The organism is Streptomyces sp. NPDC049813, from assembly GCF_044465085.1.
In the GTDB taxonomy this organism is placed as follows: Bacteria; Actinomycetota; Actinomycetes; order Streptomycetales; family Streptomycetaceae; genus Streptomyces.
Window position 1 is genome coordinate 218,863 of the sequence record NZ_JBITLI010000006.1, and the last position, 20,091, is coordinate 238,953.

At 70.6% G+C, this 20,091-nt stretch carries 19 protein-coding genes and 1 tRNA gene; 9 read left to right on the forward strand and 11 right to left on the reverse strand.

Annotated features, from left to right (window positions below; all coding sequences use genetic code 11):
* Positions 1-189: 189 nt before the first annotated feature.
* Entirely contained in the window at positions 190-1,344 is a 1,155-nt protein-coding gene (locus ACIBW6_RS15890; RefSeq protein WP_399059903.1) for an acyl-CoA dehydrogenase family protein, read from the forward strand.
* A gap of 354 nt (positions 1,345-1,698) precedes the next feature.
* Here the strand turns inward: ACIBW6_RS15890 and ACIBW6_RS15895 are convergent, their stop codons facing one another.
* The 4 genes from ACIBW6_RS15895 to ACIBW6_RS15910 form a co-directional block, all read right to left on the reverse strand.
* On the reverse strand, positions 1,699-2,046 hold the full coding sequence (locus tag ACIBW6_RS15895) for a rhodanese-like domain-containing protein (RefSeq protein WP_399059904.1): 348 nt from the start codon (positions 2,044-2,046) through the stop codon (positions 1,699-1,701).
* A gap of 60 nt (positions 2,047-2,106) precedes the next feature.
* Positions 2,107-2,934 (reverse strand): J domain-containing protein, encoded by an 828-nt coding sequence (locus tag ACIBW6_RS15900; RefSeq protein ID WP_399059905.1) that lies wholly within the window; start codon positions 2,932-2,934, stop codon positions 2,107-2,109.
* A 124-nt stretch (positions 2,935-3,058) separates the two neighbouring features.
* The gene (locus ACIBW6_RS15905; protein ID WP_399059906.1) at positions 3,059-4,525 is read right to left on the reverse strand and encodes a DUF2252 domain-containing protein; all 1,467 of its coding nucleotides are present in this window, start codon (positions 4,523-4,525) and stop codon (positions 3,059-3,061) included.
* A gap of 196 nt (positions 4,526-4,721) precedes the next feature.
* Complete coding sequence (locus ACIBW6_RS15910; RefSeq protein ID WP_399059907.1) at positions 4,722-5,042, reverse strand: winged helix-turn-helix transcriptional regulator; 321 nt, start codon at positions 5,040-5,042, stop codon at positions 4,722-4,724.
* 303 nt (positions 5,043-5,345) lie between these two features.
* Between ACIBW6_RS15910 and ACIBW6_RS15915 the strand changes: the two genes are divergently transcribed.
* Entirely contained in the window at positions 5,346-5,999 is a 654-nt protein-coding gene (locus tag ACIBW6_RS15915; protein ID WP_399059908.1) for an FMN-dependent NADH-azoreductase, read from the forward strand.
* Between the two features lie 255 nt (positions 6,000-6,254).
* On the opposite strand, the gene ACIBW6_RS15920 is transcribed toward ACIBW6_RS15915, so the two are convergent.
* A tRNA-Leu gene (locus ACIBW6_RS15920) sits at positions 6,255-6,338 on the reverse strand.
* A 383-nt stretch (positions 6,339-6,721) separates the two neighbouring features.
* On the opposite strand from ACIBW6_RS15920, the gene ACIBW6_RS15925 reads away from it, so the two are divergent.
* The 6 genes from ACIBW6_RS15925 (at position 6,722) to pknB (ending at position 14,992) form a co-directional block, all read left to right on the forward strand.
* Positions 6,722-7,600, forward strand: coding sequence for an FhaA domain-containing protein (locus ACIBW6_RS15925; protein WP_399059909.1), 879 nt, complete (start codon positions 6,722-6,724; stop codon positions 7,598-7,600).
* A gap of 10 nt (positions 7,601-7,610) precedes the next feature.
* Positions 7,611-8,129: an FHA domain-containing protein gene (locus ACIBW6_RS15930; protein ID WP_399059910.1), complete on the forward strand. Its 519-nt coding sequence runs from the start codon at positions 7,611-7,613 to the stop codon at positions 8,127-8,129.
* Positions 8,130-8,266: 137 nt separating this feature from the next.
* Positions 8,267-9,820 (forward strand): Stp1/IreP family PP2C-type Ser/Thr phosphatase, encoded by a 1,554-nt coding sequence (locus tag ACIBW6_RS15935; RefSeq protein WP_399059911.1) that lies wholly within the window; start codon positions 8,267-8,269, stop codon positions 9,818-9,820.
* Positions 9,821-9,845: 25 nt separating this feature from the next.
* Positions 9,846-11,276 (forward strand): FtsW/RodA/SpoVE family cell cycle protein, encoded by a 1,431-nt coding sequence (locus ACIBW6_RS15940; RefSeq protein ID WP_399059912.1) that lies wholly within the window; start codon positions 9,846-9,848, stop codon positions 11,274-11,276.
* The gene (locus tag ACIBW6_RS15945; RefSeq protein ID WP_399059913.1) at positions 11,273-12,745 is read left to right on the forward strand and encodes a peptidoglycan D,D-transpeptidase FtsI family protein; all 1,473 of its coding nucleotides are present in this window, start codon (positions 11,273-11,275) and stop codon (positions 12,743-12,745) included. Before ACIBW6_RS15940 ends, ACIBW6_RS15945 begins: the two co-directional genes overlap by 4 nt.
* Positions 12,746-12,955: 210 nt before the next feature.
* Complete coding sequence (gene pknB, locus ACIBW6_RS15950) at positions 12,956-14,992, forward strand: Stk1 family PASTA domain-containing Ser/Thr kinase (RefSeq protein WP_399059914.1); 2,037 nt, start codon at positions 12,956-12,958, stop codon at positions 14,990-14,992.
* 101 nt (positions 14,993-15,093) lie between these two features.
* On the opposite strand, the gene ACIBW6_RS15955 is transcribed toward pknB, so the two are convergent.
* The 6 genes from ACIBW6_RS15955 to ACIBW6_RS15980 form a co-directional block, all read right to left on the reverse strand.
* Positions 15,094-15,828, reverse strand: a complete 735-nt coding sequence (locus tag ACIBW6_RS15955; protein WP_399059915.1) for a class E sortase — start codon at positions 15,826-15,828, stop codon at positions 15,094-15,096.
* A gap of 48 nt (positions 15,829-15,876) precedes the next feature.
* Positions 15,877-17,082 (reverse strand): class E sortase, encoded by a 1,206-nt coding sequence (locus ACIBW6_RS15960; RefSeq protein ID WP_399059916.1) that lies wholly within the window; start codon positions 17,080-17,082, stop codon positions 15,877-15,879.
* Positions 17,079-17,744, reverse strand: coding sequence for an aminodeoxychorismate/anthranilate synthase component II (locus ACIBW6_RS15965; RefSeq protein WP_399059917.1), 666 nt, complete (start codon positions 17,742-17,744; stop codon positions 17,079-17,081). The genes ACIBW6_RS15960 and ACIBW6_RS15965 overlap by 4 nt, the downstream gene beginning before the upstream one ends.
* Positions 17,741-17,902 (reverse strand): hypothetical protein, encoded by a 162-nt coding sequence (locus ACIBW6_RS15970; protein ID WP_324774593.1) that lies wholly within the window; start codon positions 17,900-17,902, stop codon positions 17,741-17,743. Before ACIBW6_RS15970 ends, ACIBW6_RS15965 begins: the two co-directional genes overlap by 4 nt.
* Before the next feature lie 70 nt (positions 17,903-17,972).
* A complete protein-coding gene (locus ACIBW6_RS15975) occupies positions 17,973-18,674 on the reverse strand; it encodes a class E sortase (RefSeq protein WP_399059918.1) in 702 nt (233 codons plus the stop codon).
* A gap of 23 nt (positions 18,675-18,697) precedes the next feature.
* Entirely contained in the window at positions 18,698-19,465 is a 768-nt protein-coding gene (locus ACIBW6_RS15980; protein WP_399059919.1) for a DUF881 domain-containing protein, read from the reverse strand.
* A gap of 153 nt (positions 19,466-19,618) precedes the next feature.
* On the opposite strand from ACIBW6_RS15980, the gene crgA reads away from it, so the two are divergent.
* A complete protein-coding gene (gene crgA / locus ACIBW6_RS15985) occupies positions 19,619-19,876 on the forward strand; it encodes a cell division protein CrgA (protein ID WP_356489939.1) in 258 nt (85 codons plus the stop codon).
* Positions 19,877-20,091: the final 215 nt, after the last annotated feature.

Here is a 20,091-nt window from a genome sequence, read left to right on the forward strand (position 1 = left end):
TCCCCGGGCACTGCACCCCCGCGCCCCGCGCGCCCACGCCCGACCCGGACCTGTTCCCTTCTCATAGAACCTGTTCTATCTTGACGCCTCTTGACGCCCCGTCAGGTCATGGCGGCGTGCCCGGCCCCGTCTGACACAGGGGGCGGGACGCGTCCCCGTACAGGCTCAGAAGGAACGGGAGGCAATCCGGTGGACTTCACCTTCTCCGAGGAGCAGCAGGCGGTCGTCGAGGCGGCCCGGGCGGTCTTCGCGGCGGTCGCCCCCGACCAGGTGCCCAGCCCCGCGCTCGTCCCCGGTGCCGTGGCCGACGACCTCGACCGCGCCCTGTGGGCCAAGGCGGCCGCCGCCGATCTGCTGAGCCTGCTGATCGAGCCGGAGTACGGCGGGACGGGCCTGGACGCCATCGCCCTGTGCCTGGCGCTGCGCGAGGCCGCGGCGGTCCTGGCCCGGATCCCGCTGCTCGAACACAGCGCGGCCGCGGCGGCCGTACAGGCGTACGGGGGCAAGGAGTTGCGGGAGTCGCTGCTGCCGGGCGCGGGCCGGGGCGAGCACGTCCTGACGGTCGCCTCGGCCGGTCGCACGGGCCATGACGCGGCCGACCTCGCGGTCACCGCGCGCCGTGCCACCGACGCGGAGGGGGACGGCTGGGTGCTGGACGGCGTGCAGACGGCGGTTTCCTGGGCGCTGAACGCCGACCGGATCGTCGTGCCCGCCCGCACCACCGCCGGCGCCCCCGTGCTCGCCGTTCTGCCCGGACCCGCCGCCGACCTGCCGGGTCTGCACTTCGCCGAACAGTTCTCCACCACCGGTGAGCGGCTCGCCGAACTCCGCCTCGACGGCGTCCGTCTCGCGCCGTCCGACCTGATCGAGTCCCCCGACGCCTGGCCCCAGTTGCACGCCCTGCTCACCACCGGCACCTGCGCGCTCGCTCTGGGCCTGGGCGAACGCGTCCTGAGGATGACCAGCGACTACGCGAGCCAACGCGAACAGTTCGGGCATCCCATCGCCACGTTCCAGGCGGTCGCCGTGCAGGCCGCCGACCGCTACATCGATCTGCGCGCGATGGAAGCGACCCTGTGGCAGGCCGCCTGGCGGCTGAGCAGTGGCGCCACCGGCCCGCTGCCGCTCGCCGGGGACGTGGCGGTGGCCAAGAGCTGGGCGGCCGACGGCGTGCGGCGCGTCGCGCAGACCGCCCAGCACCTGCACGGCGGCTTCGGCGCGGACACGGACTATCCGCTGCACCGGTACCACGCCTGGGCCAAGCACCTGGAACTCTCGCTCGGCCCGGCCGCCGCGCACGAGGAACTCCTCGGCGACCTCTTGGCCGCCCACCCCCTGGGCTGAACGCCCCCGCACCACCACGGAACCCGACCCGGGGTCTCCGCGCCGCAGCACCCGGCCGGGCCCGCACACAGCCCCCGGGTCTCCGACACCCGTCAGCCCAGGGCAGCGGCCAGCCTCCGAGACCCCGGTCGCCGCGAACCCGTCAGCCCAGGACGGCGGGTCAGACCCCGGGACCCCGGTCGCCGCGAACCCGTCAGCCCAGGACGGCGGGTCAGACCCCGGGACCCCGGTCGCCGCGAACCCGTCAGCCCAGGACGGCGATCAGCCCCCGGGACCCCAGCCGCCGCGACCCATCAGCCTCCGGACGGCGGTTCAGACCCCGGAACCCCAGTCTCCGCGAACCCAGGACGGCGCTCAGACCACCGCGCCCGGCTGCCCGTCATCCTTCACGACGGCGCGGCCGGCCGCCTCCCAGGCCTGCATGCCACCGTCGACGTTCACCGCGTCGACGCCCTGCTGGACGAGGTACTGCGTGACCTGCGCGGAGCGCCCGCCGACGCGGCAGACCACGTTCACCCGGCCGTCCTGCGGCGCCGCCTCGGTCAGCTCGCCGTAGCGGGCGACGAACTCGCTCATCGGAATGTGCAGGGCGCCCTCCGCGTGGCCCGCCTGCCATTCGTCATCCTCCCGGACGTCGAGGAGGAAGTCGTCCGCCTTGAGCTCGTCGACACCGACCGTGGGCACACCAGAACCGAAAACCATGGCCCCGACGCTACCCGACCCAGCCGCGTCCCCGGCCTCCGCACCAGCGGACCCGGCGGCTCAGGAAGCCGTCAGCCGCTCCAGCTCGGCCTCGCGCTCGGCGACCTGGGCGAGCAGCTGCTCGGCGATCTCGTCGAGCAGGGCGTCCGGGTCCTCCGGCGCCATCCGCAGCATGGCGCCGATCGCGCTCTCCTCCAGGTCCCGCGCCACCGAGGCCAGCAGTTCCTTGCGCTGCGCCAGCCACTCCAGGCGCGCGTACAGCTCCTCGCTCGGGGTCGACTGCCGCGCGGGAGCCACCGGGCCCGCCGCCCACTCCGCGGCCAGCTCACGCAGCAGCGCCTCGTCACCACGCCCGTAGGCCGCGTTCACCCGCGCGATGAACTCGTCGCGCCGGCCGCGCTCCGCGTCGTCCTGCGCCAGGTCGGGGTGGGACTTGCGGACCAGTTCCCGGTAGAGCTTGCGGGCCTCGTCGCTGGGGCGTACCCGCTGCGGCGGCCGGACCGTCTGCTCGGTCAGCATCGCGGCGGCCTCCGGGAACAGCCCGTCCCCGTCCATCCACCCGTGGAACAGCTCCTCGACGCCCGGCATCGGCATCACCCGCGCCCGCGCCTCGTCCGCCGTGCGCCGGTCCTCGGGATCGCCGGTCCGGGCCGCCGTGGCCTCCGCGATCAGCGCCTCCAGCTCGTCGAGGCGCGTGTACATCGGCCCGAGCTTCTGGTGGTGGAGCCGCGAGAAGTTCTCCACCTCGACCCGGAACGTCTCCACCGCGATCTCGAACTCGATCAGCGCCTGCTCGGCGGCGCGCACCGCCCGTTCGAGGCGCTCCTCGGGCCGCTGCCCTGGCTGCTCCTGCGGTTGCTCTGCCACATCGGTCTCCGGGGTCGTCACCCGTCCAGCCTAGGGCCTGCCGTCAAAGCCCCCGCCACGATCCCGGCCGCCCCGCACCACCCCGCACCACCCCGGCCCCGCACGATCCCGCGTCATCCCGCTCAGCCCTGCCCAGCCCCGCCCCTCACACCCCCGTCTCCGCCGCGACCCGCCCCTCCTTCACCGCTCGCACCAGTTCCTCGTGGTCGGCCTCGGTCCGGTCCGCGTAGGTCACCGCGAACGACGCGACGGCCTCGTCCAACACGTCGCCCTTGCCGCAGTACCCGGCGATCCACCGCGGATCGGCGCTGTGCGCATGGGCGCGGGCGAGCAGCGACCCGGTCATCCGGGCATAGTCGTCGAGCTGGTCGACGGCGAGGGCCGCCGGGTCGACGCTGCCCTTCCGGTTCCTGAACTGCCGTACCTGGTAGGGCCGTCCGTCGACCGTGGTCCAGCCCAGCAGCATGTCGCTGACCACCTGCATCCGCTTCTGCCCGAACACCACGCGCCGCCCCTCGTGCTCGACGGCGCCCACCTCGAACCCGACAGCGGGCAGATACGGCAGCAGCGCCGACGGCCGGGCCTCCTTCACCTGGAGCACGAGCGGCTCGCCGCGGTGGTCGAGCAGCAGCACCACGTACGACCGGGTGCCCACGCTTCCGGTGCCGACGACGCGGAACGCCACGTCGTGGACCGCGTACCGGCCGAGCAGCGGCAGCCGGTCCGGCGACAGCGTCTCCAGGTACCCGGCGAGGGAGGCGGCGACGGCCTCGGCCTCCGCGTCGGGTATCCCGCGCAGCACCGGGCGCGCGTCCACGAACCGCCGCCCGCCGTCCGCGGCCACCACGGTGGACTTGGCGGCGAACCGCCCGCTGGTGTTGTGCCGCGCCTTCTCCGCGACCCGCTCCAAGGTGCCGACCAGGTCCTGGGCGTCGGTGTGGGAGACGAGCGCCTCGTCCGCGATCGCGTTCCACGCGTCGAGCACCGACAGCTTGGCCAGCAGCCGCATCGTGCGCCGGTAGGCGCCCGCCGCGTCGTGGGCCGCCTTGCGGCAGGTGTCCTCGTCCGCCCCGGCCACCCGCCCGGCCAGCACGAGCGAGGCGGCGAGCCGCTTGACGTCCCACTCCCAGGGGCCGTGCACCGTCTCGTCGAAGTCGTTCAGGTCGATGACCAGGCCGCCGCGCGCGTCCCCGTACAGACCGAAGTTCCCCGCGTGGGAGTCCCCGCAGATCTGGGCGCCGATCCCGGTCAGCGGGGTGTGCACGAGGTCGTGCGCCATCAATGCCGCGCTGCCGCGCAGGAAGGCGAACGGGTTCGCGGCCATCCGCCCGACGCGCAGCGGGATCAGCTCGGCGAGCCGCCCGCGGTTGCCCTCGGCGACGGCCCGCACGGCGTCCGGCCGGTCCGCGCTCACCTCGAACCCCGCATGCGAGGACCTCGGCACCTGCCTCCGCAGCGCCTTGCCCGCGGCCTTCGGCGACGGCTCCGCGCGCCGTGCCCCGGGGCCGGTGCGCCCCGCGAACCCGGGCACCTGCGGCAACCGCCGCGCCGCGGGCGCCTCGTCCTCCCGCACCTCTGTCGTCACCGCGTCGTCGACTCCGAGTCGGCCCATGCCGCCCGCCTCCCACCCCGTACGGGACCGCCACCACGGTCCCCGTTCCGAACCGGCCACGACCGTACCGCCGCCCGGAAGACCTCGTCAGAGCCTGTGGAAAACCCACCCCCTGTGGAAAACCCCGGCCCTCCGCGCGCCCCGCACCCCCCACTCAGCGCCCAGCACCCCGGCCCCGCGCCCAGCGCAACAGCCCCTACTGACGAAACTCCTCCGGACACGTCCCGCCCTCAGCCCCCAGGTACTTCTCCGCCCACGCCCCAAGCTCCGCCAGCGACGGCTGGAGCGCCGACCCCGCCGCGGTGAGCCGGTAGGAGACGCGCAGCGGGGGCCCCTCGTCGACCTGGCGCACGACGAGCCCGGCGGTGCCGAGTTCGGTGAGCCGGTCGGACAGCATGCGTTCGCTGATCCCGGGGATCGCCCTGCGCAGATCGGCGAAGTGCACCGGCCCCTGCATCAGGACCGCCACCACCAGCCCGGTCCACCGCTTGCCGAGCAGCCCGAAGACGCGCGTCATACCGACATCGACCCCGGCGCACCCCTGAGGTTCACGCCCGACGCACGCGTCCACCCCCGGCGCCCGCACCGGTGCCTGCGCCCGCACCGGTGCCTGCGCCCGCACGGATGCCTGAGCCGCCCGCGCTCCCGCCTGCGCATCGCCATCGCCGCTCTCCCGGTGCCCCCGGTGCTCGTGGTCTTCCCCGCTGCCCGCCATGCGTCCAGGGTACTGCGCTCCCGTAGGGGACTAAATAAAAGTAAGTCACTGTGCTATTACTAGTCACGTACTGAACTTCACCCCGACCCCAGCGGGAGACACACCATGGCCACGCTGCTGCACATCGACTCGTCCGTCTTCCCGGGCTCCGCCTCCGCCTCGCGCGCCGTCACGGACGCGTTCCGCACGGCCTGGCAGGAGCAGCACCCGGACGGCACGGTCATCTACCGCGATCTGGCCGCGGACCCGGTGCCCCACATCACCGCCGACGCCCACCTCGCCGGCTTCGCCGACCCGGCCACGCACACGCCGGAGCAGACCGCCGCCTTCGCCCGGCGCATCGAGCTCATCGAGGAGCTGGAGCGGGCGGACGCCGTCCTGATCGGCGCCCCGATGTACAACTTCGCGATCCCGTCGACGCTGAAGGCGTGGCTGGACAACGTGATCCTGATCGGCCGCACCGCCGGCACCGACACCCCCTCCGCGCAGGGCACCCCGGTCACCGTCGTCGCCAGCCGTGGCGGCTCCTACGCGCCGGGCACCCCGCGCGCGGGCATGGACCACGTGCAGAACTTCCTGGAGGCGGCGCTGCGCGGCGGGCTCGGCCTGGACCTCGACTTCATCGTCCCGGAGCTGACCATGGCGCCGAGCAACCCGGCCATGGCCGAGCTGGTCCCGCTCTACGAGGCCTCGCGCACGTCGGCGCTGGACACCGCCCGGGCGAAGGGCAAGGAACTCGCCGCCCGCCTCGCGGCATGACCCGGGTCCCGGGACCCCTGTTCCGGAGCCCGCTCATACGAAGGTGACATAAACCACAGAGTCAGATCAGAAACCCCGGAGACAGATCAGATCCCAGGGCATCGCGGCTCCCGGCCGCGGCGCCCCGCGCACACCTCCTGAACCCTGAACCCCGGGCACCCACACTCCCCAGGCCCCAGACCCCAAGCCCCAGACCCCAGACCGCAAGCAACGCAAAAACCCCGCAGGTCCGAAGACCTGCGGGGCTTTCAGCTGTGCGCGAGGGGGGAGTTGAACCCCCACGCCCTTTCGGGCACTGGAACCTGAATCCAGCGCGTCTGCCTATTCCGCCACCCGCGCATTGGGTGTGTCCTCCGGCTCCCGCCCTTTCGGGGTGAGCGCCTTCCGACATCCAGAAGATTAGCACGCTGCAGAGGGTGGATTCACATCCGTTTCCGTGGCCCCCTGGCGGGCACCTGACACGGCGGACCTCGCCGAACCGCGCCGCACCCCGGCCCTCCACGGCCCGGCTCGGCGAGACGCCGACCGCTCCACAGCCGCGTACGGGACACTGTCCGGAGGCCACCTCTACGATCCTTCATAGGAAGGGCTGTGAGCGTCGACACTCATCCACTGTGCGAGCAGGGGGAACCAGCCGTTTTCCCGGCGCGTGGATACGATCAGTAAGCAGTACCGAGAAGCGGCAGCGGCAAGCAGGGCGGCTACGAAGGAGGAGGTGCCCCATGGGAGTCCTGAAGAAGTTCGAGCAGCGGCTTGAGGGTCTGGTCAACGGCACCTTCGCCAAGGTCTTCAAGTCCGAGGTGCAGCCCGTGGAGATCGCGGGCGCACTGCAGCGCGAGTGCGACAACAACGCGACGATCTGGAACCGCGAGCGGACCGTCGTCCCGAACGACTTCATCGTGGAGCTGAGCGCGCCGGACTACGAGCGCCTGAGCCCGTACTCGGGACAGCTCGGCGACGAGCTGTCCGGCATGGTGCGCGACTACGCGAAGCAGCAGCGGTACTCCTTCATGGGCCCCATCAAGGTGCACCTGGAGAAGGCGGAGGACCTGGACACGGGTCTGTACCGGGTTCGCAGCCGCACGCTGGCGTCGTCCACCAGTCAGGACCACCCCGGTCAGTCCGGGCACCCCGGTCAGGCCGGTCAGCCGGAGCGGCCCGTCGCGGCCCGTCCGAACCAGGCACCCGGCGGCTACAGCTACCAGCAGCAGTCCGCCGCCCCGCCGATGCCGTCGGCGCCGCCGCCGGGCCGCCCGGCCGCGGCCGGCCCCGGCTCCGCCGCGGCGCAGCGTCCCGGCGCGGGAGCGCTGCCCGGCACCCGCGTCCGCCACTGGATCGAGATCAACGGCAACCGCCACCAGATCTCCCGGCCGACCCTCGTGCTCGGCCGTTCCACCGAGGCGGACGTACGGATTGACGACCCCGGCGTCTCGCGCCGGCACTGCGAGATCCGGACCGGAACGCCCTCGACGATCCAGGATCTCGGGTCCACCAACGGCATCGTGGTGGACGGACAGCACACCACCCGCGCTACGCTCCGCGACGGCTCGCGGATCGTCGTGGGTCAAACCACCATCGTTTATCGGCAAGCCGAAGGGTGAAGCGGGGGCAATGTCAGAGCTGACCCTGACGGTCATGCGGCTGGGTTTCCTGGCCGTTCTGTGGCTGTTCGTGATCGTGGCCGTCCAGGTCATCCGCAGCGACCTGTTCGGTACGCGTGTCACGCAGCGCGGCGCGCGCCGCGACAGCGCGCGTCCGCAGCAGACCGCACGACAGGCGGCCGCGCCGGCCGCGCCCCAGCGCCAGCAGCAGGGCGGCGGGCGGCAGCGCCGCGGCGCCCCCTCCAAGCTGGTCGTCTCCGAAGGCACCCTCACGGGTACGACGGTGGCGCTGCAGGGGCAGACGATCACGCTCGGCCGCGCACACGACAGCACGATCGTGCTGGACGACGACTACGCGTCCAGCAGGCACGCCAGGATCTATCCGGACCGGGACGGCCAGTGGATCGTCGAGGATCTCGGGTCCACCAACGGCACGTATCTCGACCGGACCCGTCTCACGACTCCTACGCCGGTCCCGCTGGGCGCACCGATCCGCATCGGCAAGACCGTCATCGAGCTGCGGAAGTAGTGCTACATCATGAATGAGCGCGAGCGGAGCGAGCGAGCCGGCGCGGCGGTCCCCAACCAGGACACCAGCGCGCTCCCGACCGGAGGGTGGGCACCGTGCGGATGTACCCGGAGTCAGAATCCACGGGGCAGGTGCGCATGAGTCTGTCACTGCGTTTCGCCGCCGGATCGCACAAGGGCATGATCCGCGAGGGCAACGAGGACTCGGGTTACGCCGGTCCCCGGCTGCTCGCGATCGCCGACGGCATGGGGGGCCAGGCCGCGGGCGAGGTGGCCTCGTCCGAGGTGATCTCCACCATCGTCGCGCTCGACGACGACGTGCCGGGCTCGGACATCCTGACCTCGCTGGGCACCGCCGTGCAGCGGGCCAACGACCAGCTGCGCGTGATGGTCGAGGAGGACCCCCAGCTCGAAGGCATGGGGACCACCCTCACGGCACTGCTGTGGACCGGTCAGCGCCTGGGCCTCGTCCACGTCGGCGACTCGCGCGCCTACCTGCTGCGCGACGGCGTGCTCACGCAGATCACCCAGGACCACACCTGGGTGCAGCGCCTGGTCGACGAGGGCCGCATCACCGAGGAGGAGGCCACCACGCACCCGCAGCGCTCGCTGCTGATGCGTGCGCTGGGCAGCGGCGACCACGTCGAGCCCGATCTCTCCATCCGCGAGGTGCGGGCCGGCGACCGGTACCTGATCTGCTCCGACGGCCTGTCCGGCGTCGTCTCGCACCAGACGATGGAGGAGACCCTCGCCAGCTACCAGGGCCCGCAGGAGACGGTCCAGGACCTGATCCAGCTCGCCCTGCGCGGCGGCGGCCCCGACAACGTCACGGTGATCGTCGCCGACGTCCTGGACATCGACGGCGGGGACACCCTCGCCGGCCAGATCTCCGACGCCCCGGTCATCGTGGGCGCGGTCGCCGAGAACCAGCACCAGCTGCACGACGGCGGCGCCATGGAGACCCCGGCGGGCCGGGCCTCGAACCTGGGGCGTCCGGTGCCGGGCCAGGGCGGTGGCGGCGGCGAGTTCGGACCGCCCGGCAGCGGGGACGCGGCCGGTTACGCGCCCGAGGGGAACTTCGGCGCGTACGCGGACGAGGACTACGAGAAGCCGCGCCACGGCCGCAAGTGGGTCAAGAGATCGCTCTACACCGTGCTCGCGCTCGCCGTCATCGGCGGCGGCCTGTACGGCGGGTACCGCTGGACGCAGACGCAGTACTTCGTCGGCTCGAAGGACGAGCACGTGGCGCTCTACCGCGGCATCAACCAGGATCTCGCCTGGGTCAGCCTGTCCAAGGTCGAGAAGGACCACCCGGAGATCGAGCTCAAGTACCTGCCGCCGTACCAGAAGAAGCAGGTCGAGGAGACGATCGCCGAGGGCGACCTGGCCGCCGCGCAGCACAAGATCGTGGAACTGTCCGCGCAGGCCGGCGCCTGCCGGAAGCAGGCCGAGCGGCAGCAGGCCGAGAACGAGAACAACGCGAAGACCGGCGAGGGCGAAGCAGGCGGCACCACGGGCACCGCGTCCACGGCGTCGCTGCGCAAGGCGCCGCCCACGCCGAACCCCTCGGACTCGCCGAACCCGTCGGACTCGCCGTCCGGCAAGGCGAAGTCACCGTCACCCACGCCCACCCCTGGCCCCACTCTCTCCGAGGAAGAGCAGCAGCTGGCCAAGGCGTGCGCACAGCAGTAGAAGCCGTTGGGGGCCACAGCACGCCATGAGTAGTAGTTCCACGACCCATACGTCGACCATCGGCGCGATCGGCGCACCCAGCCGGCGCAACACCGAGCTGGCGCTCCTCGCGTTCGCCGTGGTCATCCCCGTCTTCGCGTACGCCAACGTGGGCCTGGCCATCGACGGCTCGCTCCCCGCGGGCCTGCTCGGCTACGGGCTCGGCCTCGGCCTGCTCGCCGGCGTCGCCCACATCGTCGTACGCAAGTTCGCGGCCTACGCGGACCCGCTGCTGCTGCCGCTCGCGACGCTGCTCAACGGGCTCGGTCTGGTCGTCATCTGGCGGCTCGACCAGTCGGAGCGGCTCCAGCGCCTCGGCAAGGCGGCCTACGGGGCGTTCAGCCCGTCGGCGCCCAAGCAGCTGATGTACTCGGCCATCGGCATCGCGCTGTTCGTCGGCGTGCTGATGCTGCTGAAGGACCACCGCATCCTGCAGCGCTACACGTACATCTCGATGGTCGGTTCGATCATCCTGCTGCTGCTGCCGCTGGTCCCCGGCCTCGGCATGAACGTGTTCGGCGCCAAGATCTGGATCCACATCGGCGGCTTCTCCATCCAGCCCGGTGAGTTCGCCAAGATCGTCATCGCGATCTTCTTCGCGGGGTACCTGATGGTGAAGCGGGACGCGCTGGCCCTGGCCAGCCGCCGCTTCCTCGGTCTCTACCTGCCCCGCGGCCGCGACCTGGGCCCGATCATCGTCGTCTGGGCGATGTCGATCCTCATCCTGGTCTTCGAGACCGACCTCGGCACCTCGCTGCTGTTCTTCGGCATGTTCGTCGTCATGCTGTACGTCGCCACCGAGCGCACCAGCTGGATCGTCTTCGGTCTGCTGATGTCGGCGGTCGGAGCGGTCACCGTCGCGACCTTCGAGCCGCACGTCCAGGAGCGCGTCGACGCCTGGCTGAACCCGTTCTCCGACGCGGTCATCCAGTCCACCGGCTCCGACCAGATCGCCCAGTCCCTGATGGCGTTCGGCTCCGGCGGCGTCCTCGGCACCGGCCTCGGCCAGGGCAACTCCGACCTGATCGGCTTCGCGGCCAACTCCGACTTCGTCCTGGCCACCTACGGCGAGGAGATGGGCCTGGCCGGCGTCATGGCCGTCCTGCTCATCTACGGGCTGATCGTCGAGCGGGGCGTGCGCACCGCGCTCGCCGCCCGTGACCCCTTCGGCAAGCTCCTCGCGGTCGGCCTCTCCGGCGCCTTCGCGATCCAGGTCTTCGTCGTCGCGGGCGGCGTCATGGGGCTCATCCCGCTGACCGGTATGACGATGCCGTTCCTCGCCTACGGCGGTTCCTCCGTCATCGCGAACTGGGCGCTCATCGGCATCCTCATCCGCATCAGCGACACCGCCCGCCGCCCGGCGCCCTCGCCCGCCCCCAGCCCCGACGCCGAGATGACCCAGGTGGTCCGACCGTGAACAAGCCCCTGCGCCGCATCGCGATCTTCTGTGGTCTGCTCGTCCTCGCGCTGCTGATCCGGGACAACTGGCTCCAGTACGTCCAGGCCGACTCGCTCCAGACGAACGAGAAGAACCGCCGCGTCACCATCGAGCGGTACGCCCAGCCGCGCGGCGACATCATCGTCGACGGCAAGCCCATCACCGGCTCCAAGGCGACCTCGGGCAGCGACCTGAAGTACAAGCGGACCTGGAAGAACGGGCCCATGTGGTCGCCCGTCACCGGCTACGCCTCGCAGATCGTCGGCGCCACGCAGCTGGAGTCCATCGAGGACGGCATTCTCACCGGCAACGACGACCGGCTCTTCTTCCGCCGCACCCTCGACATGATCACGGGCAAGCAGAAGGAGGGCGGCAACGTCACGACCACCCTGAACGCCGCCGCGCAGCAGGCCGCCTACGACGGTCTGAAGACGCGCGGCAAGGGTGCCGTCGCCGCCATCGAGCCCTCCACCGGCAAGATCCTCGCGCTCGCCTCCACGCCGTCCTACGACCCCTCGGTCTTCGCCGGCAACTCCACCAAGGACAGCGAGACGTTCGGCAAGCTCGACAAGGACAAGGACAAGCCGCTCACGAACCGGGCGCTGCGCGAGACGTACCCGCCGGGCTCCACGTTCAAGCTGGTCACGGCCGCCGCGGCGCTGGAGAGCGGGAACTACGACCCGGACAAGGCGACGGACACCCCGCTGCCGTGGACGATGCCGGGCACCACGACGCCGCTGCCGAACGAGGGCAACATCCCCTGCAAGAACGCGACGCTGCGGGTGGCCCTGAAGGTCTCCTGCAACACCGTGTTCGGCAAGATCGGCTCCGACCTCGGCAACGACGAGATGGTGAAGGAGGCCGAGAAGTTCGGCTTCAACAAGGAGCAGTTCGTCCCGGTCCGCTCGAACGCGTCGAACTTCGACGACGACATGAACCAGTCGCAGACCGCGCTCTCCTCCATCGGCCAGTTCAACACCGCCGCCACCCCGCTCCAGATGGCCATGGTCGCGTCTGCGATCGCGAACGACGGCAAGCTCATGGAGCCGTACATGGTCGACGAGCTCAAGGCCCCGAACCTCGACACCATCGAGAAGACGGAGCCCAAGGAGATGAGCCGCCCGCTCACCGAGGAGAACGCGCAGAAGCTCCAGTCGATGATGGAGACCGTGGTCAACGACCCGGGCGGCACCGGCGGCAACGCCAAGATCGACATGCCGGGTGTCACCGTCGGCGGCAAGACCGGTACCGCCCAGCACGGTGTCGACAACAGCGAGAACCCGTACGCCTGGTTCGTCTCGTACGCGAAGACGAGCTCGGGCTCCCCGGTCGCCGTCGCCGTCGTGGTCGAGGACAGCGCGGCCAGCCGCCAGGACATCTCGGGTGGCGGTCTCGCCGCCCCGATCGCGAAGAGCGTGATGGAAGCGGTCATCGGCAAGAAGGGGTGACCCAGGTGACGGGGGTTGCGCGGAGGTCCCCCTCCTTGTGACCCCGGTCACCCGCTCTTCACTAAGACGCACGTGGCGATACCGGTCCTGTCACGGGTCACGGTGGTGGCCAGGTCATGTCGGGCAGGCCGGGTACGGTATGCCCGGACAGCACACCGCCCGACCCCGCACGGGACGGTCGGGACCGACGGAGAGGGCTGGTAGGTAACCATGGAAGAGCCGCGTCGCCTCGGCGGCCGGTACGAGCTGGGCCACGTGCTCGGCCGTGGTGGCATGGCCGAGGTCTACCTCGCGCATGACTCCCGGCTGGGGCGCACGGTGGCGGTGAAGACGCTGCGGGTCGACCTCGCACGCGACCCGTCGTTCCAGGCCCGGTTCCGCCGGGAGGCCCAGTCGGCCGCCTCGCTCAACCATCCCGCGATCGTGGCGGTGTACGACACGGGCGAGGACTACGTCGACCAGGTCTCCATCCCGTACATCGTGATGGAGTACGTCGACGGCTCCACGCTCCGTGAGCTGCTGCACAGCGGCCGCAAGCTGCTGCCGGAGCGCGCCATGGAGATGACCGTCGGCATCCTCCAGGCGCTCGAGTACTCGCACCGGGCGGGCATCGTCCACCGCGACATCAAGCCCGCCAACGTGATGCTGACCCGCAACGGCCAGGTCAAGGTCATGGACTTCGGCATCGCCCGCGCCATGGGCGACTCCGGCATGACGATGACGCAGACCGCCGCGGTCATCGGCACCGCGCAGTACCTCTCCCCCGAGCAGGCCAAGGGCGAGCAGGTCGACGCCCGCTCCGACCTGTACTCGACGGGCTGCCTGCTCTACGAGCTGCTCACCGTCCGCCCGCCGTTCGTCGGCGACTCCCCGGTCGCGGTCGCCTACCAGCACGTGCGCGAGGAGGCGCAGGCGCCGAGCGTCTTCGACTCCGAGATCACGCCCGAGATGGACGCGATCGTCCTCAAGGCCCTCACCAAGGACCCGGACTACCGCTACCAGTCGGCCGACGAGATGCGCGCCGACATCGAGGCCTGCCTCGACGGCCGGCCCGTCGCCGCCACCGCCGCCATGGGCGCGGTCGGCTACGGCGCCGGCGACGCCTACGGGGCCGACCAGCAGACCGCCATGCTGCGCCCGCAGAACGGCGGGGCGCCCACGTCGATGCTGCCCCCGGTCAACCCGGACGACGGCGGCTACGGCTACGACGACCGCCCCGACCGGCGCAAGCAGGGCAAGAACCGCACCTCGACGATCCTGCTCGTGGTCGCCGGCATCCTCGTCCTCATCGGCGCGATCCTGATCGGGAAGTACGTCTCCAGCGGCGACGGCGGTGACGACGGCGACGTCAGCGTGCCGTCCCTGGTCGGCGAGACGTTCGAGGAGGCGCAGCAGAAGGCCGAGAACGTCGACCTGAAGGTCGTCCGCGGCGACAGCATGGCGTGCGAGGACCAGCCCGCCAAGCGCGTCTGCGAGCAGGACCCGGCGGACGGCAAGCTCGCCAAGAACGACACGATCACCGTCCGCATGTCGACGGGCGCCCCGAAGGTCGCGGTCCCGAACGTGCGGGGCCTGGACTACGACGACGCCGTCTCGGAGCTGAACGACAAGGGCTTCACCAACATCGACAAGAAGACCGCCGAGTCCGACCGCGACCCCGGGACGGTCATCAAGCAGGACCCGGACAGCGGCAAGCTCGAAAAGGGCACCAAGATCACGCTGACGGTGGCCACGGAGAAGCAGACCGTCCAGGTCCCCGACGTCTCCAGCGGCAAGAACCTCACCTGCGACCAGGCGAAGCAGCAGCTGGAGGCGAGCAACCTCAAGGCGAGCTGCACCGAGGAGGAGAACGGCGACGTCGAGGCGGGCAAGGTCTTCTTCCAGAACCTCACCGCCGGCACCAAGGCCGACCCGGGCTCCACGGTCCAGCTGAAGACCGCGAAGGCGCCCGCGCAGAAAGCGGTCCCGGGCGTCATCGGCCAGAAGGTCAAGGACGCCAAGAAGATGCTCCAGGACGCCGGCTTCACGAACATCCAGTTCGCCGGCGGCAGCGACCAGGGCGACGACGCCCGCGTCATCCAGCAGGACCCGGCCGCCAACACCCCGTCCGACCCCGCCAAGACCACGGTGACGCTGACCACGATCGGTGGCGGCGGCGGGGACAACGGAGGCAATGGCGGCAACGGAGGCAACGGAGGCAACGGAGGTAACGGCGGCTTCATCGGCGGCTTCGGCAACGACGGCTGACCGCACCACCGCCCGCGCACGACGGAGCCCCGATCCCGGTGAGGGGATCGGGGCTCCGTCGTTCGGTCACACCGGTCCGTGCGCGCGGTCGGCGCGACGGCTCAGCGCAGTTCCTTCGGCGGCGTCCGGTCGCCGTCCACCTTCTCGACCCGCTCCAGCTCGCCCCAGACCACGTACCGGTAGCGGGACGTGTAGACCGGCGTGCACGTCGTCAGCGTGATGTAGTGGCCGGCCTTCTTCTTGCCGGACTCCTTCGGGACCTGCCCCAGGACGTCCACGTTGTACTTCGTCGTCTCCGGGAGGATGTCGTACACCTTGTAGACGTACCACTTGTCCCGGGACTCGTAGACGATCGCGTCGCCCTTCTTGATCTTGTCGATGTCGTGGAACTTGGCGCCGTGCCCGTCGCGGTGCGCGGCCAGCGAGAAGTTCCCCTCCTTGCCCGTGGTCGGCAGCGTGGCCTTGACCGGGTCGGTGTAGTACCCGGCGACGCCGTCGTTGAGGACCTTGGACGTCGTGCCCTTCTCGACCAGCACCTCGCCCTTGCCCATCGCCGGCACATGCAGGAAGCCGATGCCGTCCTTGGTGTCGAGGGAGCCCGGACCGGTGTTCTGGGACCAGTGGTCGCGGACCTTGTCACCCTGCTTGTGCGCGGCCCGGTCGGCCACCACGTTCGTCCACCACAGGGAGTAGACGACGAACAGGCCGAGCAGCAGGCCGCCGGTGATGAGCAGTTCACCGAAGACGCTGACGGCCGCCGCGATGCGCCCACGGCGGGGCGGGGGCACGGCGGCCTTCGTGTCGGCCTCTTCCTCGTGGTCGGTCGTCGCTGCCACTGCCTCTTGCCCCGTCCCTGTGCCGATGTGCCTGTTGGCGCTGCCCGCTCACCCGACGAGCGCGTCCGGCTTGCCCTCGCTGCGCGGCCGCTCCTCGACCATCTTGCCCCAGACGATCATGCGATACGTACTGGTGAATTCCGGCGTGCAGGTCGTCAGCGTGATGTAGCGGCCCGCCTGGGTGAACCCGGAGCCCACGGGGACCGGATTGATCACCGCGGTGTTCGACGGGGGAGTCTGCGGCAGGATGCTCGCCATCTTGTACACGTAGTACTTGTCCTGCGTCTCGACCACGATCGGATCACCGGGCTGCAACCGGTTGATGTACCGGAACGGCTCGCCATGGGTGTTGCGGTGACCCGCCAGCGCGAAGTTCCCCGCCTTCGCGTCGGGCATCGCGGTGGGGATGCTGTCCTTGTCGTAGTGCCCGACCATTCCCTTGTCGAGGACCTTCGTCTTGCTGATGCCCTCCGCGATCGGGACGACGACGTCCAGTTTCGGGATGTAGAGGATCGCGAACCCCTGCCCGGGTTCGAACGAGTCCGGCTTCCCCTTGCCGTTGGCCCAGTCGTCCTCGAGGTGGTGGCGGGCGTTGCCGGCGAGGTTGTGGGCCCGGATGTTCGACCACCAGAGCTGATAGGTGACGAACAGCAGCATCAGCACACCGATGCTGATGAAGACCTCGCCGATCGCGCGGCTCACGAGGACCCCGGCGGTGGGTCTGGCGGCCCGCGCGGCCCGTCGCGCCTCGACCCGGGTCAGCGGCTTCCCGTCGTCCTCGGCGGGAGCGGCCTGCGGCGCCCCTGCTCCCGCCCGCCGTCTGCCGCCGCCACCCTTCTTGGCGGCCTTCCGGCGTGCGGCACGGCCTCCGGTGACGGCAGGCGTCCCGGAGTCCCGCTCCCGCTCCGTACCGCTCCCGGTCGCGGGCGGCTCGGGCTCGGACTCCACTATTCGCCGCGTGTCGGCGGTCCGCAGCGCCACGGTCTCGTCGTCCCGCGCGGGCGGCCGCTGCCCGGCCGGGGCCCCGCCGTACCAGTCCTGGGCGTACCCCTCGGGGTCGTACCACTCCGGCTCGGCCGCGGCGCGCTCCGGCTCCGGCCGCGCCGCCGGTTCCGTCTCTTGATCAGCCTCCGCCGCCCGGAACCACGGCGACGGATGCTGCCCCGGCAACGGGTCGTTCAGCGGGTCGTCGAGGCCCCTGACGGCGTCCTCGAACCCGCCGGCGCCGTCCTGCTCGGGGCGCAGCGCGGTCACGCCGAGGCCCGGCCCACGACCGGCGCGAGCCCGGCCGACCGGTCCACCGCTTCCTTGTCCCCGCATGCGGCGAGCCAGTTCGCCAGCATCAGGTGCCCGTGCTCGGTCAGGACGGACTCCGGGTGGAACTGGACGCCCTCCACCGGCAGTTCACGGTGGCGCAGGCCCATCACGATGCCGTCCTCGGTCCGCGCGGTCACCTCCAGCGCATCCGGTACGGTGCCGGGCTCGGCGGCGAGCGAGTGGTAGCGGGTCGCGGTGAAGGGGTCGGGCAGCCCGGCGAAGACGCCGGCGCCCTCGTGCCGCACCAGTGACGTCTTGCCGTGCAGCAGCTCCGGCGCCCGGCCGACCACTCCGCCGTACGCGACCTGCATCGACTGCATGCCGAGGCAGACGCCGAAGACGGGGACGCCGGTCGCCGCGCAGTGCCGCACCATCTCGATGCAGACGCCGGCCTGCTCGGGGGCGCCCGGGCCCGGGCTGAGCAGTACGCCGTCGAAGCCGTCCTGCGCGTGTGCCGGGCTCACCTCGTCGTTGCGCAGCACCTCGCACTCGGCGCCCAGCTGGTACAGGTACTGGACGAGGTTGAAGACGAAGCTGTCGTAGTTGTCGACGACGAGAATGCGGGTCCTGCGGGATTCTCCGGTCTCACGCGTGCTCACTGGCCGTCCACCGTCACATCGTTGAAGGGCAGCAACGGCTCGGCCCAGGGGAAGACGTACTGGAAGAGGACGTAGACCACGGCCAGGGCCAGCACGATCGAGATCGCCGCCCTCAGCCACGCGTTCCCCGGCAGATGCCGCCAGATCCAGCCGTACATGCCGGTCGCTCCCCTTTGACAGTCCCAACTCCATCGCCGTACGGCTCAGCCGTCGCCGTACGGCACCAGACTAACGGCGCAACGCCTCCGGTTTCCCGGCCTCCACGGGCTGAGTGGCATCCAAATGCGCCCAGACGACCAGCCGGTGGCTGTGGCCCCACTCCGGCTCACAGGTGGTGAGGGTCAGATAGCGGCCCGGCTGGACGTACCCGGAAGCGCGCGGCACGGGGTCGACGACCGCGACATCGGCGGGCAACGTCTTGTACGGCCCCTTGTCGATCCGGTACGTGAACCAGGTGGTCCCGTCGGTCAGCACCACGGCGTCCCCGCGCCGGAGCCGGGGGAAGTCCTTGAAGGGGTCTCCGTACGTGCGGCGGTGCCCGGCGACCGCGAAATTCCCGCGCTGCCCCAGCCGCGCCGTGCCGGAGTAGTGCCCGAGCCCCTTCTTCAGGGTGGCGACCTCCGTGTCCTCCAGCACGGGCTTGTTCCACGTGAAACCAAGCCGCGGGATGTACATCACGGCGAACGGCTTGCCGCTCCTGTACGCGACCGGCTTCGGCGGCGAGGACGGGGCCGCGGGGGCGCCGGTGGCCACCGGCCGCTTCGCCCACTGGTCCTGGAGGTCGTCGATCTGCCGGTCCATCGCGCTGTCGGCCTTCACCCCGGTCCAGAAGAGCACGTAGACGACGAACAGCACGATCACGGCGCCGACGGTGATGCACAGTTCGCTCACCGTCCTGACGACGGCCCGCGCCGAGACTCGCACCGACACCGACGGCTCCCCCCGTCCGGGTGTTACTGCACCGGCTTCGCGTAGTGGAGATCCACTGTGCCCGAGTACGCGGGAAGAGTCACCGTCCCGTCGTCGTCCACTTTCCAGCCGAGCCCGTACGCGTTGACGTAGAGCATGTAGTTCTGGATCTGGGGGGAGGCCGCGACGGCCTGTTTCAGCTTCTCCGGGTCGCCGACCGCGGTGATCTTGTACGGGGGCGAGTAGACGCGGCCCTGGAGGATCAGGGTGTTGCCCACGCAGCGCACGGCGGAGGTGGAGATGAGGCGCTGGTCCATCACCCGCACGCCCTTGGCGCCACCGTGCCACAGGGCGTTGACCACGGCCTGGAGGTCCTGCTGGTGGATGACCAGGTCGTTGGGTTGCGGCTCGGGGTAGCCGGGGAGCTTGGCGGTGGCGTTCGGCGGGGCGTCGTCGAGGGTGACGGAGACGGCCTCGCCCTTGAGCTTCTTCGTCCCCGAGGCCTTCTCCAGGCCGTCCAGCTTCTCGTCCTCGGCCTTGGTCGAACCGTCGTCGCGCTCGGCCAGCGCCTCGACGTCGTCCCGCACCCCGCTGTTGCCCTCTTCGAGCTCCTTGTTCTTGTGGCTGCGCTCCTGAATGAGGTCGGAGAGCTTCAACAAGGACGTATCCGTACGGATATTGGTGCCCTTGGCCGTATTGAAACTGGTGAAGAAGATGAGCCCGGCGAGCGCGAAGACGCCCACGGTGAGCAGGCGCACGGGCCGCCAGCGGCCGCGCGGGGGCCTGTTGTCGGGTTCGGCAGAATTGCTCAACGTACCCGTATCTCCTTCGACGCCGCGGAAGCACTACGCTAACGGACGCCCGGGGGAGTGTTCGGATTCATCAAAGCTTCCCCTTGTACGCTGCTCCGGAGCCAGCCCACGTCCCCTGCGCGGCCACGCAGCGCATCGACAGGAGAAACCCTCGTGCCGAAGTCACGTATCCGCAAGAAGGCCGACTACACGCCGCCGCCGGCGTCGAAGCAGGCAGCCAATATCAAGCTGACGAACCGTGGCTGGGTGGCCCCGGTGATGCTCGCGATGTTCCTGATCGGGCTCGCCTGGATCGTCGTCTTCTATGTGACCGACGGTTCACTGCCGATCGACGCCCTCGGCAACTGGAACATCGTCGTGGGCTTCGGCTTCATCGCCGCGGGCTTCGGCGTCTCCACGCAGTGGAAGTAGCCCGGGCCCCGGGCCACCGCTCCCCACCAGCTCTGCCCCGAGCTATCCACTGAGTTATCCACAGGTTTTCCACATGGGGAAAAGGTCAGACGATCTGTGGATAACCCTCTGGGTGTTGACGCCGGTGTGACCGGTGAGGACACGCTAGGTCATCTGTTCGCCCCTTGTCCCTCCTGGGAAAACCCAGCTCAGGGACGAGGGGCACAGTTGTTCTC